The 16,548-nt window shown below is 34.6% G+C and carries 21 protein-coding genes; 1 reads left to right on the forward strand and 20 read right to left on the reverse strand.

Annotated features, from left to right (window positions below):
- Positions 1 to 34: 34 nt before the first annotated feature.
- From ACVWXS_RS19630 to ACVWXS_RS19725, 20 genes are all read right to left on the reverse strand, one after another.
- Positions 35 to 274 carry an acyl carrier protein gene (locus ACVWXS_RS19630; RefSeq protein ID WP_456959776.1) on the reverse strand — a complete coding sequence of 80 codons (240 nt, stop codon included), beginning with the start codon at positions 272 to 274 and terminating at the stop codon, positions 35 to 37.
- A 421-nt stretch (positions 275 to 695) separates the two neighbouring features.
- Positions 696 to 1,436: an SDR family NAD(P)-dependent oxidoreductase gene (locus ACVWXS_RS19635; RefSeq protein ID WP_456959777.1), complete on the reverse strand. Its 741-nt coding sequence runs from the start codon at positions 1,434 to 1,436 to the stop codon at positions 696 to 698.
- Between the two features lie 149 nt (positions 1,437 to 1,585).
- On the reverse strand, positions 1,586 to 2,239 hold the full coding sequence (locus tag ACVWXS_RS19640; RefSeq protein WP_456959778.1) for a phosphocholine cytidylyltransferase family protein: 654 nt from the start codon (positions 2,237 to 2,239) through the stop codon (positions 1,586 to 1,588).
- The gene (locus ACVWXS_RS19645; protein ID WP_456959779.1) at positions 2,215 to 2,829 is read right to left on the reverse strand and encodes an HAD-IB family phosphatase; all 615 of its coding nucleotides are present in this window, start codon (positions 2,827 to 2,829) and stop codon (positions 2,215 to 2,217) included. Before ACVWXS_RS19645 ends, ACVWXS_RS19640 begins: the two co-directional genes overlap by 25 nt.
- Positions 2,826 to 3,569 carry a methyltransferase domain-containing protein gene (locus ACVWXS_RS19650; RefSeq protein ID WP_456959781.1) on the reverse strand — a complete coding sequence of 248 codons (744 nt, stop codon included), beginning with the start codon at positions 3,567 to 3,569 and terminating at the stop codon, positions 2,826 to 2,828. The genes ACVWXS_RS19645 and ACVWXS_RS19650 overlap by 4 nt, the downstream gene beginning before the upstream one ends.
- 74 nt (positions 3,570 to 3,643) lie before the next feature.
- On the reverse strand, positions 3,644 to 4,519 hold the full coding sequence (locus ACVWXS_RS19655; RefSeq protein ID WP_456959783.1) for a LicD family protein: 876 nt from the start codon (positions 4,517 to 4,519) through the stop codon (positions 3,644 to 3,646).
- A 10-nt stretch (positions 4,520 to 4,529) separates the two neighbouring features.
- Entirely contained in the window at positions 4,530 to 5,498 is a 969-nt protein-coding gene (gene pseB, locus ACVWXS_RS19660) for a UDP-N-acetylglucosamine 4,6-dehydratase (inverting) (protein WP_456959785.1), read from the reverse strand.
- A gap of 29 nt (positions 5,499 to 5,527) precedes the next feature.
- On the reverse strand, positions 5,528 to 5,875 hold the full coding sequence (locus ACVWXS_RS19665) for a hypothetical protein (RefSeq protein ID WP_456959787.1): 348 nt from the start codon (positions 5,873 to 5,875) through the stop codon (positions 5,528 to 5,530).
- A gap of 2 nt (positions 5,876 to 5,877) precedes the next feature.
- Complete coding sequence (locus tag ACVWXS_RS19670; protein ID WP_456959789.1) at positions 5,878 to 7,554, reverse strand: motility associated factor glycosyltransferase family protein; 1,677 nt, start codon at positions 7,552 to 7,554, stop codon at positions 5,878 to 5,880.
- A 111-nt stretch (positions 7,555 to 7,665) separates the two neighbouring features.
- Positions 7,666 to 8,499, reverse strand: coding sequence for a flagellin Hag (gene hag / locus ACVWXS_RS19675; RefSeq protein WP_456959791.1), 834 nt, complete (start codon positions 8,497 to 8,499; stop codon positions 7,666 to 7,668).
- A gap of 207 nt (positions 8,500 to 8,706) precedes the next feature.
- Complete coding sequence (gene csrA, locus ACVWXS_RS19680; protein ID WP_223552949.1) at positions 8,707 to 8,925, reverse strand: carbon storage regulator CsrA; 219 nt, start codon at positions 8,923 to 8,925, stop codon at positions 8,707 to 8,709.
- Entirely contained in the window at positions 8,925 to 9,368 is a 444-nt protein-coding gene (gene fliW, locus ACVWXS_RS19685; RefSeq protein WP_456959793.1) for a flagellar assembly protein FliW, read from the reverse strand. Before fliW ends, csrA begins: the two co-directional genes overlap by 1 nt.
- 17 nt (positions 9,369 to 9,385) lie before the next feature.
- Complete coding sequence (locus ACVWXS_RS19690) at positions 9,386 to 9,949, reverse strand: DUF6470 family protein (RefSeq protein ID WP_456959795.1); 564 nt, start codon at positions 9,947 to 9,949, stop codon at positions 9,386 to 9,388.
- A gap of 191 nt (positions 9,950 to 10,140) precedes the next feature.
- Positions 10,141 to 11,055, reverse strand: coding sequence for a flagellar hook-associated protein FlgL (flgL, locus tag ACVWXS_RS19695; RefSeq protein ID WP_456959797.1), 915 nt, complete (start codon positions 11,053 to 11,055; stop codon positions 10,141 to 10,143).
- Between the two features lie 28 nt (positions 11,056 to 11,083).
- Positions 11,084 to 12,631, reverse strand: coding sequence for a flagellar hook-associated protein FlgK (gene flgK, locus ACVWXS_RS19700; protein ID WP_456959799.1), 1,548 nt, complete (start codon positions 12,629 to 12,631; stop codon positions 11,084 to 11,086).
- A 64-nt stretch (positions 12,632 to 12,695) separates the two neighbouring features.
- Complete coding sequence (locus ACVWXS_RS19705) at positions 12,696 to 13,196, reverse strand: flagellar protein FlgN (protein WP_456959800.1); 501 nt, start codon at positions 13,194 to 13,196, stop codon at positions 12,696 to 12,698.
- 27 nt (positions 13,197 to 13,223) lie between these two features.
- Positions 13,224 to 13,484, reverse strand: a complete 261-nt coding sequence (gene flgM, locus ACVWXS_RS19710; RefSeq protein WP_368636263.1) for a flagellar biosynthesis anti-sigma factor FlgM — start codon at positions 13,482 to 13,484, stop codon at positions 13,224 to 13,226.
- Positions 13,485 to 13,604: 120 nt separating this feature from the next.
- A complete protein-coding gene (locus tag ACVWXS_RS19715; protein ID WP_456959802.1) occupies positions 13,605 to 14,018 on the reverse strand; it encodes a TIGR03826 family flagellar region protein in 414 nt (137 codons plus the stop codon).
- Between the two features lie 81 nt (positions 14,019 to 14,099).
- The gene (locus tag ACVWXS_RS19720; RefSeq protein WP_456959803.1) at positions 14,100 to 14,690 is read right to left on the reverse strand and encodes a ComF family protein; all 591 of its coding nucleotides are present in this window, start codon (positions 14,688 to 14,690) and stop codon (positions 14,100 to 14,102) included.
- Positions 14,687 to 16,054, reverse strand: a complete 1,368-nt coding sequence (locus ACVWXS_RS19725) for a DEAD/DEAH box helicase (RefSeq protein WP_456959805.1) — start codon at positions 16,052 to 16,054, stop codon at positions 14,687 to 14,689. The genes ACVWXS_RS19720 and ACVWXS_RS19725 overlap by 4 nt, the downstream gene beginning before the upstream one ends.
- Before the next feature lie 27 nt (positions 16,055 to 16,081).
- Here ACVWXS_RS19725 and ACVWXS_RS19730 point away from each other — a divergent pair, with 27 nt between their 5' ends.
- Positions 16,082 to 16,450: a hypothetical protein gene (locus tag ACVWXS_RS19730; RefSeq protein ID WP_456959807.1), complete on the forward strand. Its 369-nt coding sequence runs from the start codon at positions 16,082 to 16,084 to the stop codon at positions 16,448 to 16,450.
- Positions 16,451 to 16,548: the final 98 nt, after the last annotated feature.

A 16,548-nucleotide genomic window follows, 5' to 3' on the forward strand; every position in this document is an offset into this window, starting at 1 on the left:
AGGCGTGATAGTCTCTCTACCACACCCTGCTCAATTAAAATTCTACATTATATTTAACTAATATTTCCTTCGCTTTTGCAAAAGTACTCATATCTAATACATCATCTGTATCCAACATTGTATCAAATTGATCATCAATTTCTGCAATTAATGCCATATGAGCAATTGAATCCCATTCTGGAATTGTATTATAAGTTAGATCCTCTGTAACTTGTGTAATATCAATCCCTAGTGCTTCTGCAAAAATTCCACGTAGTTTCTCTTCATTCGTCATAAATGATCCCTACCTACTTCTATTGTAAATATTATTTGTTCTATTTTTACTTTATTATAATACATCTTTACTTTAAGTTTATTGCACTTATCTTTCAAGTGAGAAAATGAGAATTAAAGAATAATACATTATGAATTTACTATATATAAATGACTCTTGGCTTGGTACATTGCAATCAAAAATAAATTACATCACTAATATGAACACCCAAATGTACATTTTTTTATTTATTAGACTTTATAAATTGTTCAAGTTTCTATTATTTAGATAATGATAATTTAATATTACTTATCATTTCCCTACTCTCTTCTAATATTTATATGAATGGAAAATTCCATTATAGATATAGTGGGTCACATTCTTATTTATATGTCGTCATAAAATCCTATAGCATCAATCTAAATTGCTATTTATGGCAGAACTATATCACCATGCCTCCATCCACACCTATAACCTGCCCTGTTACATAAGAGGAATAATCTGAAGCAAAAAACAAAATCACGTTAGCAACTTCTTCTGCTGAACCAATACGACCCATTTTTATCATGGATAAACGTTCATTATATTTTTCTTGTGATATCTGCTTCGACAAATCTGTCTCAATAAAACCAGGTGCTACTGTATTCACGCGAATATTATAAGGAGCTAATTCTTTGGCAGCAGAATATGTCGCACCAATAATAGCAGCTTTACTTGCACTATATACCGTTTGACCAGCATTACCAAATCTCCCAATTATCGAGCTTATATTAACAATGGAACCTGATTTTTGTTTCATCATAAGGCGTGATGCAAATTGCATATGGTAAATAACCGCTTCAGTATTAACAGCTAAGGTTTGTGACATTTGTTTTTCATTTATCATACCAAGTAGTGCATCATCTAAAATTCCTGCATTATTAACAACCGCATCAAGTTGTCCAACATTTTTCTTAATCCACATAAATGCTTTTTTTATAGCGTCTATATCGCTAACATCATAACTCAAAATATGTACATCTGCGTTATAAAAGGACTCCAGTTCTTCCTTAATTTGTTTTAATCGATCCTCATCTCGACCATTTAAAATTAAGGTCCAATGTTGTTTTGCGGCTTCTATAGCAGTAGCATAGCCGATTCCGCGAGAGGCACCCGTTATAAAAATAACTTTTCTAATAGACATTTTTATCACCTAATCCTTAAAAAAATTACTGAATAGTGTTTCCTCAAGTTTATTACATTTTGGAAGTGAAAAATATTAATTCATTAATCTGTATTTTCCATATAGTAGAGATTAAATTTTTCCAATTATAAATAACCTCTTTTTCCTTATTAATAGCAAGATAAACATGCATTTTCTAAATCTTCTGGTGTATCAATTTCCCAGCATTCAATTATTTCGCAACGAATTGGTAAATGTTTTTCTAATTCGTGGAATATATATCCACCATTCTTCTCAATTTTTATGCCATTCAAATAAGCTAATCCTGACCATTCATAATCTAATTGTTCTTCTCGAGTAAATGACTTTATATAGTTTTCATTATCTTCTTTCTTAATGGCTGTAAAAACCGCTTCTTCCGTCTTGCTTTTTGTAATACCAACTAAAGAATGCTCTGGTTTCTTCTCGCAGTTTGAAAGAAAATTCTCAAAGCTTTTCTTATTAATTATTAGATCACCATCTATTATTAAAAAAGGTTCATCTAGATCCTTACTTGCTAAATGTACACTGTAAGAATTCGTAGTTATTTTAAAATTAGGATTACGAACAAAAATTACATCAGAACGTATTGACTTAACATAATTAATAACCTCTTCTTCCATAAAACCGACAACAATACGAATATCTTCTATATTTTTTAATAATTCAAGTAAATAATCAATAATTTTTCTTCCGTTAACTTCCACCAAGCACTTAGGCATATTCATTCCTAAACGTGTACCCATACCTGCCGCACTTATTATAGCGTGTTTAATAATCGACATAATGCCTTCTCCTCGTATACTACATAATTTGAAACTTCTAATAAACTTTCAATAGGGGCATGAACTCCACCAAATGCAATGCCTATATCCGCCGCTTGAAACATTGCAACATCTCCCATACCATCACCAATAGCAACTATTCTATTATACTTTTCTTTAATTTGAGAAATTGCTTGTTCTTTATGTATTATTCTAACCACTTTTCTTAAAGTATCATCATGCTCTTCTGCTCTTGAAGAGTAAACAGAACATCCAAGTCTCTCCTCAACTAACTGTGAAATCCAAATATCAAGATTACCTGTAATAACAAAACAATTCTCTTTATTTTTTTGAATAAAATCAACAATCTCGTTATGCAAAAATACTCCAGAAACTATTTGCCTTACTTTGGAAACTGGGATATCCATCAAAAGGCGACATCTTAACAAAAATGACTTTTCAAAAGGAATAATACCTTTAATTGTAGCTTCGGTTAATGCGCTTATTTCTTCATACAAGCCAATTTCCTTTGATATAAGAGGAAGTATCTCCTCTTTTGTAATTGTCCCATCTAAATCAAAACAATATGCCGTCTTATTAATTATACTCATCCCTTTTTCTCTAATATGTACATATATTGTGTTGTTTCAGTCCTGTTATTAAGGTTTTCAGGATACAATGCTTGGTGTACTTTTAGAGAAAAACCATTTTTTATAAGAGGATTTAATAATGAAATATGCTCCTCATCTGTACGATAAATCGAACTATAATTTTGCTGTAATTCTTCAGACCATACTTTATTTAATGTAAGACGCTCTTTTAGAGAAACTGAGCTTCGTATATATATTATTGAACTGTTAGTACATAAATTTATTAAATAATTAATTACGTTATCAACATCATTATCATTTAAGTATTGCAATACACCTGCAACTATAATTTTGTCGTATTTCTGATTAGAATTAATTTTCTCATCTAGATACGATTGAACCTTTTTACACTCGAATGAAAAGTATGGATATTCAGAAAAATTATCCTTAGCAATTTTGACTAATCCTTCATCTAAATCAATGCCATTATATTCTGCCACTTTCCCTATTAACGGTTCCGCCCATCTCCCAATTCCACACCCAATATCTAGTACTCTATCATTTTTTTGTAATTGTAATTTTGGAATAACTAAGCTCTTCTCATACTTATCACGTTTAATAGCTAACTCTGGATTGTTATCCTGGTATAAGACAGCTGCCAAAGGACTCCTTTCGCTATATCTTTGTGAGCGATTTTTAAAAAACTCTTCTATATTTTCTTGATCTAAGTTAATTCTCTTTCCATAAATTCTTTCTTTCATTAATTTTTTCCTCATCTCATCAGTTAAGTATTCCGAATATATAAAAAAATAGATTAAAATATTTACAGATAGTATTATTTTAAAGTTTTGGTTTGTATCCCCACTGGTTCCTTAAAAGTCAATGTATTAGTTTGAAATGTTGTGACTTTCTTAGGGATTTTCCAATTCCCATATGTATAAGTTAAGTACTCTTCTGCTTTATTAGGGATTGCAAACTTAAAGCCTCTTACTTGTAAAAAATCTTGTTTAACAAAATGCTCAGCAGGTGCATGATTCATAATTTGATACGCAATGCCATCTTTTACATAAAAAATTCCTATATTAATATCGAATTCTTTATAAATTTCAGAAGTGAAACTAATATCTACTCCTACAAGTTTCATTTCTTCATTATAACTAGTTGAAATATGCCATTTTACACTATCAAATATTTCCTTTTCAAAAAATTCTTTAACCCATCTAAATAATTTTTCGCTAAATTCTGACGGGACAGTTATATCAATATCATCATCCCAAGCTATAAAATCTCCTTCACGCTTAAATCCTAAAAGAGTACCAAAGTCTATAAAGTAAGGGATATTTAAAAGAGACATTTCAACATGAAAAGTTTTCAAAAAAGTATAAGCAAAATTTAAGGTGCGATCATCCATAAAAGGATTGGCCGTTGATTTCATCAAAGTTTTCGGTGCGCAAATTATAAATCGCTCATCGATTTTATAATCTTCTATAAGTTGTTGTGTTATTTGTTTATAATACATACTCGTAATAACTATAAAATCATAAGGATAACAATTAATCTCACTAGGTGGAATTATGTAATAATCTAACAATTTCTGACCCCATCTTAGCTTATTATTGTCTACAATAGCTAGTATATTATAATCCTTTTGATTTTTAATATAATTCAAACCACCATTACTAGCTCCAAATATAATAATATTCTTTTTCATAATTCCTCCCCTATATTAATCCCTTTAAATCCTCGATAGTCAACCAATCGGTGTTATTATCACTTGTATAAGAAAACCCATCTGGTAGCGATTTCCCTTCCGTTACATAATCACGCGACCACCATGAAAATTGAGGTTGAATAACATAGTAAGTATTGAATTCTCGTGTGTGACGAGCATCATCTTCCATAATCATGGCTTCATGTAATTTCTCACCTGGACGAATACCTATTATTTCATATTTACAATTTGGTGCTATTGCTTTAGCTAAATCCATAATGTTCATACTAGGGATTTTTGGTACAAAAATTTCGCCCCCATGCATACGGTCTAAATTATCAAGAACAAATTGTACTCCTTGATCAAGTGTAATCCAAAAACGTGTCATACGTTCGTCTGTAATAGGTAACTTGCCTGTATCCTTAATCTTTTTAAAGAACGGTACTACACTGCCACGACTACCTACTACATTGCCATAACGAACAACTGAAAATCTTGTTTTCTTTTCCCCTACATAAGCATTTGCTGCGACGAATAGCTTATCCGATGCAAGTTTTGTTGCACCATATAAATTTACTGGGCTACATGCCTTATCAGTTGAAAGTGCAATCACCTTTTCCACACCACGATCAATCGCAGCTTCAATAATATTTTGTGCACCATGAATATTTGTTTTCACTGCCTCAAAAGGATTATATTCACACGCATCAACATGCTTCATTGCTGCTGCATGAATTACAATATCTACACCATCAAAAGCTCGATACAAGCGATCCTTTTCCCTTACATCTCCAATAAAGAAACGCAGTCTTTCATCTTCTCTAAATTCCTGCTTCATTTCATATTGCTTCAACTCGTCACGGCTGAAAACAATAATTTTTTTCACACCTAATGTCAAAGCTTTATGTATAAACTTTTTACCAAAAGAACCTGTTCCACCTGTTATTAAAACACTTTTACCATTTAATATACTTTCCATACAAAATCACCTTTCTATGCAATAAATATTCAATTTGTAGTCACTTCATATGGTTTGACATTTTCAAAGAATGACTTAATTTCATACTCAAACATATCTGCAACTAAAATATAATCTTGTATTTCTAAACCATCATTAATCTCATGAAGGTATTCATGAATTTGTTCCACTAATAATACTTGTGGATATCCTAATTCAGTAAGCCTCATATTTACATCAATCAACCAATTCATCCCTTCACTAAATTGTAAAATCAAATGCAATGCATTTTGCATATTCTCATTTCTTAAATTTTCTGCAATTCGTTCGCTGGCAATAATTAAATTTTGTAAATACTGATTATAACTATCCATTGTTTCAAATATTAATTTTTCCATGTTCAATCCTCTTCCTTAATTACTTGTAAAGTAAAATCATTAGTTATTTCTATTGCTTGTAACATTCTATTATATAATTCTTTGTTTTGATTAAATACTCGAGAATAAGCTACTTCAGCATTTTCATTTATTCTGGGTTGATAATTTTTCAAAACATCTAAACGTATTGGATCAGCAATCGTGGAAAAAGATGTTTTGTTTAGAAGTTTCTCAACTTCATCATCATTTCTCTCCATTTTTTTTAAAATAGAACTTGAAAAAGATATTTTGGATTTATTTGTAATTAATAATGATATATTCTCGAGAATAAGACGCTTAGCTTTTGCATAAATCTTAATTTCATTTTGTAAGTCATCCATTAAACTAGTATTTTCACTATTATTCTTTTGTTTTGAGAAAATTTTAAAAGCTACGTCTTCTTTAACACATCGTTCTATAAAAGATAAAAAGGGTATATTAGTGAATCCATCAATATTGATACCACCCTCAGTACAATTGTATATAGTTCTATCTGCACTATATTTCATTTTAATTTGCTCAAAAGAATCTTTCATACTGAAAAATGAGTTATTTGTTAGTACAACATCATTATAATATCCTTTAACAGGAAATAAACCCTGTTTAATTTTAAAATCTTCAGTAATAGTTTTAAAATTTCTGTTTCCTTCAGCATGCGTCTTACCATCTGTAAATGCTAAATCTTGTCCAATAAGAGCTATTGGTCCGCTTGTTAAATTTAATGCAATTTCAAATGCAGTATTTGCAACTGACATTCCTAAAAAGCATGTTGTTATAGCAGAATCAGATATATTATCAAAGTGCATTTTAAGTTTAGATAAATGTTCAGGTAGAAAATAATAGTTTAAACTTTGAAAGCTATCATTTATTTTATAGTTATGAAGCATACTATAGATTAGCGATACATCATGATAATATACCTCTTTAAAGTGCTGATAATTAGGATCTCCACCATCAATTGAGACAACAAAATCTGGTTTTATATTATTGGCTCGCAAAGTATTTACTGTTGAACCTGCGGCAATTAATATTACATTTTTCCGAATTTTTTTTAATAAAGGTAGTTGCTTTGTTAGTGATGGACCTCCTGACGCGATAACTATTGGAAATTCAAAGCTATTATATAATTCACTTAGTGGCGCATCATTTCTACTGTTATTTAAATTAAATAGATAATTTCTTTGCCACTCAAAAGAGAACCTTCTTACTGTTAATTCATTTACAATATCTAGTTTAAATTTATTATTAATGATTTCTAAAAATATTTTATAATCCTGTATACATAATTTATCATAGTTAGGTGAACATATAACTGTTTTATGACTAATAACAGTATTTAGTTTTGCTATTTCACTTTTTACAAAAGATTCTTCATTGCCTTCTATAATTTTTAGTTGAGGATGTTTTATTTTTATGTTGCGTATAATGGGGTCAACTACAACAATCAGTTCATTATTCGTGCATTTTATAAGTAACTGCTCGATAAAATATCCCTTACCATAGCCAAAAACAAAATGAATATGCCCTGGCTTAAAATGCTTATCTGCAAATTGCTGTGCTTCCTTAATTGGATCGTATTTACTGTGTAAAAAATAATTATTTATTTTTAAAATTGGTAAACTGATTTTACTTTGAAATTCTTCTATATTATAAATTGTCAATTGGTGTCACCTCCTATATATTATCGGCTATTTTATGTATTCGTACATATTCATTTATAAGAAAAAACTCGCCTTTCATAAGAAAGACGAGTCCCCAAAATATCATTCCAATTATTGTAATAATTGAAGTACACCTTGTGGTTGTTGATTAGCTTGAGCTAACATAGATTGAGCAGCTTGAGTAAGAATGTTGTTTTTAGTAAACGCCATCATCTCAGCAGCCATATCTGTATCACGGATACGTGATTCAGCAGCTGTTAAGTTTTCAGAAGCAGCACCTAAGTTGTTGATAGTGTGTTCTAAACGGTTTTGAACAGCACCTAATGCAGAGCGTTGTGTTGAAACTGTTTTAATCGCTTTGTCAATTTCAACGATAGCAGCACTAGCACCACCACCTGTTGCGATGTTTACCGTTAATGCACCACCTGATGCTAACGCAGTTGTACGCATATCTTTAATAGCAAGTTTCATTGTTTGGCCTTCATTAGCACCAATTTGGAATGTTAGTGCAGTACCTGATGCAGCAAGATTACCATTTAAAAGAGTTTTTTCGTTGAATTCTGTAGTATTAGCAATACGATCGATTTCAGCAGTAAGTTGTGTAATTTCATCTTGTAAGAAACCACGGTCAACATTTTCGTTTGTATCGTTACGAGATTGTACTGATAATTCACGCATACGTTGTAGGATAGCGTGAGTTTCGTTAAGAGCACCCTCAGCAGTTTGGATTAAAGAGATTGAGTCTTGAGAGTTTTTAGTTGCCATGTCAAGACCTTTGATTTGAGCGCGCATTTTTTCAGAGATTGCTAAACCAGCAGCATCGTCACCAGCACGATTGATTTTGTAACCTGAAGATAATTTCTCAAGGTTTTTAGAAGATTGAGTGTTGTTGAAAGCTAGGTTACGGTGTGTGTTTAAAGCTGAAATGTTGTGTTGAATTCTCATTTGGAATTCCTCCTTGAATGTTTGTTTTTGTTATTCCACATCCGTGTGGAATTTCGGATTAGGTAGTATGTACTTCCTGCACCTTACAATCTATATATCGTAATTAGTTGGAAATGTTTAATAGTTTTTTAAAACTTTTTTTATTTTTTATGTAATAGATTCCGATTTTATATTTCTTATAAAATAAACGACCAAATTATTTAGTCTTTATTTTTTCTTTAGTTGTTCTAAAAAGCTTGATGATGCTGATAACGCTTCTCTATTCTGTGCTTGAATAGCTTCAAAAACTTCCGAACGATGTACTTTGACTGTTTTAGGTGCGACTATACCTAACTTAATTTGTTCACCTTCTACTGCTAATATTTTAATTTCGATTTGGTCGCCAATCATAATAGATTCATCTTTCTTACGTGATAAAACTAGCATTATTTCGCACTTCCTTCCAATGCTTCCATTGGGTAACGTAATGGATAGGATTTATTATCTTGAAGAACAATTTGCTTACCACATTTTTTATCCACGTTAATTACTAATGGTGCAAGTAAATTAATAGTAGAGTCCTGAAGTGTTTCCTTCATTGTGACAACGGTGTATGTTAGAACATCTTCTGCATTTTCAATTTGTAGTTGTTCTAGATCCTCTTCACTTAAATCAAAACTATAGTCTTTTTTGAAGGCGAATGGATAAGCAACTACAAAGCCTATTTCAACTTGTTCAACTGATTGTAACAATGCCAATGGATGTTCTTCAGAGATAGGAAGTAGTACGAATCTTTTATGACTTTCTAATCCAAGTAGTCCTTGTTCAAACGTAAGTATGTCTTTTTCAACAATTTCGACTTCACCTAAAAATTTTGTTGTAATTTTCATCTATTCCTTGCGCTCCTTTAAATATTGACATCGATGTCGACATCTGGTCTTTGTACCATTGTACCAGTTACTTTTCCTGGTGTGTATTCATGGATTGGTTTGTTCACTTTTGCGTCAATTATTGGATCTCTCCGTTCGATATTGACGTCCGTTGTCCCAGGCGTATAGTCGATTTTAACTGATCCTATAGATGGGACAAATTTCACGTTGAATTGTACACGGTGTGGACCATGGTTTTGTTTCGCGATGTTTTGGATTGTCGCACGTCCCTGATCTTTACCAGCGTTCTCCATCATTTGACGTCCCTCTCTGGCTCTTCGTGCCATTCCTTTCAGAGCCTCTTGTTTACCTTTTTCTGCGTAGTTTGCACTTGATTCAATAGGACCGATTAAACCTAAATCACGTCTTGCCTGTGAAGAATCGATTTTTAAAACGCCTCTTGTTGTATTAATTTCCAAAATTGCGGCTGGCTGCTCAATATGCTGTGTTGCATTAGGTTGTTTAATATATTGTTGTGGCTTTGATATATTAAGGTCTATTTGAGCATCTGTTGTACGAATTTGAATTTGTGGGAGTCTCATCTACATCTCTCCTTTCAAGAAAAGCGTCTGAACATATTGTCCAAACGCTTTGGTATTGCCCCCTTCCGCTTCGCTTTCGGGGCAGAACTTTTCGCTTCGCGTTTGCCCCTGCCGCTTCGCTTTCGGGGCAGAACTTTTCGCTTCGCGTTTACCCCTGCCGCTTCGCTTTCGGGGCAGAACCCTAGTAGATTTTATCGGATAAAATCTACTAGAGTTTGCTGAATGATTTTTGCTCCTACGGATAGTGAGGCTTGGTGAATTGATTCTTGTGTGATCATGTCTGTAATTGTCTTAGCATAGTCTGTGTCTTCATTGACAGACAGTTGCTTTGTTACATTGATTTCTTGAAGACTTAGTCGATTCTCCATCATCTCTACACGATTTTGACGAGCTCCAACATCTGCTCTTACAGTCAATGTACTTTCATAAACAGCATCTAAACCAGGAATTGTGCCACCACCACTTGTTAAACCAAGTGTATCTCCAATCTCCTTACCTGTAGCACCGCTTTGTAAAAGTGTTGTAACTTGTCCCATAAAATCATCGATATCCTTAAATAAATCAGCACCTGGAGTATTAATATTCATTGGGATGCCATCAAATACGTTGATTTCAATCGCCTTCTGTCCTCCAGTAGTAATTGCTGGGTTTTGTGGTCCTGTTTTATCAATATAAAGCGGTTGGTTTGTATGCGTACCTGAAAAGATATAGTTTTCACCAACTCTTGTATTGGCAACATCACGCAATTGTTCCTTAAGTTGTTGCATTTCTGCATTTATTTTTTGACGGTCGTCAGTAGTATTTGTATCGTTTGCTGCTTGTACAATCAGTTCTTTTACACGTTTTAATGCAGAGCCTGTCTGATCAAGTGCTTCGTCTGTTGTATCTAGCCATGTATGTGCTTCACGAATATTACGTTGGTACTGTTCGTTTTTATCAAGGTCTATACGATAGCCCATTCCCTTGACCGCTACAACTGGATCTTCTGATGGTCTCGTAATTTTTTTACCAGAGTCCAACATATTTTGATATTTAGACATTTTGTTGTAGCTTGTATTTAAATTGCGTAGCATATTACTTGATAGCATTGATTGTGTGACGCGCATAATTTATCTCCTCTCAGTCAAGTGACTATTATAGCCCTACTCTTCCCATACCATTGATGATTTTATCTAAAGTTTCATCTACAACTGTAATCATACGTGCATTGGCATTGTATGCTTGCTGGAATGTAATCATATTAGTCATCTCTTCATCTAACGAAACCGAGCTCATTGAATCACGGTTATTAGAAATTTGTAAGTGCAATGTTTTAGAGTTGAAAGCACTACGCTCTGCTTCCTGTCCCTTTACTGCTAAATCCCCTACTAATGATTTATAATAGCTTTGGAATGTACCTTGCTTTAAGTTTGCTTGTGCCTGTTTTTGAAGCTCCGCTAACTTACGCATGTTTTGGTTATTACCTTCCTCACCCGCCGTATCAGATACAGCTACCTGCTTCGGATCAGTAATCACCACTTTAAAATCTCTTGCAGTTGTTCCTGCGAAAAAGTCAATACCTGTACTATTGTCTAGACCGACACCTGTTTTATGAATATCATTAAATTTTGTAATAAATTCATTTGCGAGATTATCTAAGTTTGCAAGCATTTCAGGATAAGTACCTTGTCCACCGCTATGTCCATACGCATCAATTAATGCACGTATTGATCCTTTACCAGGGTCCATTTGACTGTAATCAACTTTGTAAGGCCCTGTTACTGGATCTGCTGGTGGCTCGCCAACAGCAGAGATTTTAATTTCCTTAAATTCAAAATAGCCCCCTGTCGCTTGCTCATCTACCTCACCGTCGACGCGCTGATTGTTTGTGTCCATCGTTGCAAGCGCAGCATATTCTTTACCGTCCACTAATTTAATAGGTGCACTGCCATCGGCTGGTACATATGTAATCGTCATAGAACCTTCTGCTACATCTTTTGCTAACCCACCTGATTTTTGCATTGAAATCGATACAGGAATATTTTCATTTAACTCATCTACTAACAAATCACGTGCATCATATAAATCGTTCGGCACATAACCACTCGGCTCAACTTCTTGAATTTGTTTATTAATGGCTGCAATTTGTTTGAGAATCGAATTCACTTTATCTGTCGATACTTTAATTTCATTCCCGATATTACCTTGGATAAGTTTTTGCTGTCTATCCATAGTATTAAAGGACTCCGCAATAGACTTTCCTTTAGCAATTAATACTTGACGCGCAGCTGCGTCTTTCGGATTGTCAATAACATCCTCCATCGACTTCCAAAAATCTGTAAATGATTGATTAATACCAAACTCAGAAGGCTCTGACATGATATCTTCCATTTGCGCAATTGATTTTGCTGTTGAATCCCAATATCCTAATTTATTCGTTTCTTGGCGATATTGACGATCGATAAATTCATCGCGAATACGTTGAATTGACCCTGCTTCAACCCCAGTTCCAAGATGACCTGGATAAATAGGTTGATTTAAGCCTGCAGTTGGAAAGCCAGGAGTCGCTTGCAGATTTACTCGTTGGCGAGAGTAACCTAATGTATTTGCATTGGAAATATTATGTCCAGTAGTATATAAAGCTGTTTGTTGTGTAAACAAACCACGTTTACTAGTTTCTAAGCCCATAAATGTTGAGCGCATTGTTTTTCCTCCTTTTAGTACCGTTTATAAGTTCAAGCATAGTTTCTTGCATGGACGCAAGAAACTATGCTTGCGAATCGAAATATGATTTTTTGGCCATTGAATTTGTGCCGCGTACCTCATTGCCTGAGTAATTGATTTGTTCAGGTTGAGGTCGTAGATTATCTAATGTTAAATTGACAATTTGTAGTGATTGGTACACTAGTTTTTGGTTTAAATCATTTTGTTTTTTTAAGTCATTAATGATTTGCAATAATCGATTGCGAACTGCTGATAGTGTGTCTTTATCAGTTTGTTGTTCAGCAGCCTCGATGACATTAGCGACAGTCGTTTTGTCAGTTGAAGCAAATCCTTTTGCTCCAAGGTATTCCGTTACCTGTTTCTGACGCTGTTGCTCGAGCTTGTCGATGGCCGCTACATGTGCCTGCTCATCCTTGAGCAATTGGTCCAGTGCTTCAATATTGCCAACTGTAATGATTTCCGTTTTTTTCATGGCTAGTTCAAGTAAGCTTTTATGCATTCTTTCTAGCATTGTTAGTGTGGAACAAATCGCTTCTACAGACATATTGCTAAACACCCTTTCTGATATCCCTTAGAAACGATAATATTTCAGCATATCTTCTGCAACTTTCCGAGCGTTGACTTTATATTCACCAGAAGCAATTCCTTCTTTTAATTGTTGTACGCGTTCTGCACGCTCGGCGCTATATGTTGAAACTCCTTGCATCTCCTGTGCAGCCTTTGAAATTTCGATTTTATCGGCGAAAGATGCCTTATTTGTGCCTGATTTTACATTGCGCACCTGATTTTTATAGGCGTTTACTGCATTAACCCCATAAGATGTAATTTTCATTTTTTCCCCTCCTATCTAATACGCTATCTTACTATTATTTCGGATTGTCTCACATAATGTTAAGTTTTCAAACATAAAAAAATGTGCTAATTTTGTTTAAAATTAACACACTTTAAGCGTTTAGCGTTTTCGTTCTGAGTGATATGTTGCACGATCATGTTGTACTACATTTTCACGGAACTCCTTCGCCGCTTCAAATGTACGTAAATCCGCCTTCAATTCATTTTGGCATTTTGTACAAAGTTTGCCTGTTGTCGTTAGATGACCACAGTTGTCACATGGATAGCCAAGATTAGGAAACATTGCCGTCTGTAAACGACCCTTACGAACCCATTTATACAATAGTTCCTCTTCAGCTCCTGTTGCTTCAACAATACGTTCTACTGTCGCGGCACGGTTTTCACGTTTACGTAAAAAACGATAAACGATTTGATATAATTCTTCTTCTGATTGAGCGCATTTATGACATACTTCTCTAACCCCTATATAATTAAAAAACTCATTACATTTCGGACAATTGCGAACCTCTGCCATTACTCTTCCTCCTCTCGCATAATAACAGTAAAATACGAATCATATATATTCGTATCTATTATACATGACGCATTAGCATTTTCATCCATTAATTAATGTGAAGCTTTGAACATTTCGGGCACCTGCATGTAATAAAATCTCGCTGGCATGCCGCAGCGTAGTTCCTGTAGTTTTTATATCGTCAAAAAGGAGATATTGTTTATGCTCTACATGTGCACCAACCATCAGACGAAAAAGAGGGGCTACTTGTATTCGCTCCACTCTATTTTTGGAGCTTTGCGTTTCTGTTGTCGTCTTTTCTAAAAGTTGTATAAAAGGAATATTGGCAGCCTTTAATAACTCCTCCATATGCGAGAAGGTACGTTCCCTTTGTTTGAGGGGATGCATAGGAATCGGTATAATAATAGATTTTTCATTTTTGAACCGTGCATATAGCTCTTGCCGAAATACTTTTGCGAGTGCTACATCCTGAAGAAATTTATATTGATGCAAGTAATCCTTCATAGCGTCGTTGTATTGGTAGAGTGCTGTTGCTGCCGGCGAATGTTCAAATCGAGCTGAACACTTATCACAGATAGTTGGTTGAAAGTGGTTTGTTAAAAGTATTTTCCAAGAAATAACTGGTTGCAGAGGCTGTGAGCATAATAAGCACAGTGTTTCAATTTTATTCATTGCAAAAATCCTTTCTTATTGTAATAAAGAATTTTCGTACGCGCATCATCCATTTCAGTTGTAATGCCATGATGAAAAAATACAACGTCTCCATCTGCAAAATTAGCATTTCGACCAACTCGCCCAGCAATTTGGATAAGTGCACTGGAAGTAAAAATAGTCGATTCCGCCCCAATAACTGCAACCTGCACATTCTTTATCGTAATACCTCGTTCTAAAATGGTTGTTGTGAGTAAACCCGGAACTTCTTCGTGACGTAGTTTAAGCACTTTTTCTTTACGATTAGGATCTTCGGCATGGACTGCCAAAATGCTTGCATCTAATAACTGAAAAAGAGGCGTAGCTATTTTCATTAACTCTACTTTCGGGAAAAATAATAGAAATGGTTCTTTATGTGCAAGACGATCCTCCGTCCATTGTTTTAGCTTTCGCGGGATTTTCCCTCGTTTCAAGCTCTTTTCATAGCTCCATAGGGCATCAAATCGAGGGACTGGTAATGAACGATTATGGTAACGTTTCGGGATGAATGAATAACTTTTATTTTGATACGCAGTAAGTAATTTTTGTGAAGGTGTTGCCGTGACAAACAATATTGGTGCGTTTTCCGTTTTTGCTTTTTGTACAGCTCTTTGTAACGTTTCGTCAAATGTATACGGAAATGCATCCGCCTCATCAACAATCATGACATCAAACGCTCGTTCAAAGCGATAGAGCTGATGAGTTGTAGCTAACACTAGTTGCGCATAGCCCTCCTGCTTCGGTGATCCACCATATAAAGCATGGATGATCGTTTGCGGGAAGACCTTTTGAAAGCGTGGAAATAACTCTAATATTACATCTGTACGAGGCGTAGCAATACACACTCGTAAGCCCTGCTCTAAAGCATAATGAACAGTTGGGAAAAGCAGCTCTGTTTTACCCGCCCCACATACCGCATGTAACAAGTGGGAACGTTTTACCTTCACACTTTCTAGCAATTCATTTGCCGCCTGCTGTTGAAGCATGGTAAATTGTCCTGCCCATTCGAGTGGATGCTTTTTTGTTCTAATTGCAGTTGGGCCCGTCCAGATCATCAATTGCGTACAGCTACTCACTCTGCCCATATTCAGACAATGTCTACAATAGATACATTGCTGCTGGCACTTCGAACAATCAAACGTTGTAAAGTGCCGCGGATCAATATTATGGCAACGGTTGCATTTTAGATGTGGCACTTTTTGAATTCCTTCTATTATACGGAAGTATTTATGATGGATCGCTTTCTCGATATCTTCCTTTGAAAACGGGGAATACTCCTTTAACCAAATACGTCCTTCATGAAAATCTCGTAATGCAGGTGGCAACAACCAACCTTTATATTTCATTGCTGTGCTCCTTTCAGGTGATTTTTTGTGCTTACTTTCAGCGATGTCCATGGGTTTACCGGCGATTCTCGGACTTTATCAGCGATTTTCACAGATTTATCAGCGATTCTAGATCTTTTATCAGCGATATCCACACGTTTATCAGCGATTCTAGATCTTTCATCAGCGATATCCACACGTTTATCAGCGATTCTAGATCTTTTATCAGCGATTTTCACAGATTTATCAGCGATTCTAGATCTTTTATCAGCGATATCCACACGTTTATCAGCGATTCTAGATCTTTTATCAGCGATATCCACTCGTTTATCAGCGATTCTAGATTTTTTATCAGCGATATCCACACGTTTATCAGCGATTCTCTCGTTTCTTCTGGCGAAACCGGATACCTCCTAAAATAATCGAGTAGGAGGGAGTGATTAACTCCCGACCTCTCACACCACCGTACGTACGGTTCCGTATACGGCGGTTCAATTAAGATGAATAACGCAAAG

The sequence above is a fragment of the Lysinibacillus sp. TE18511 genome, assembly GCF_054062295.1.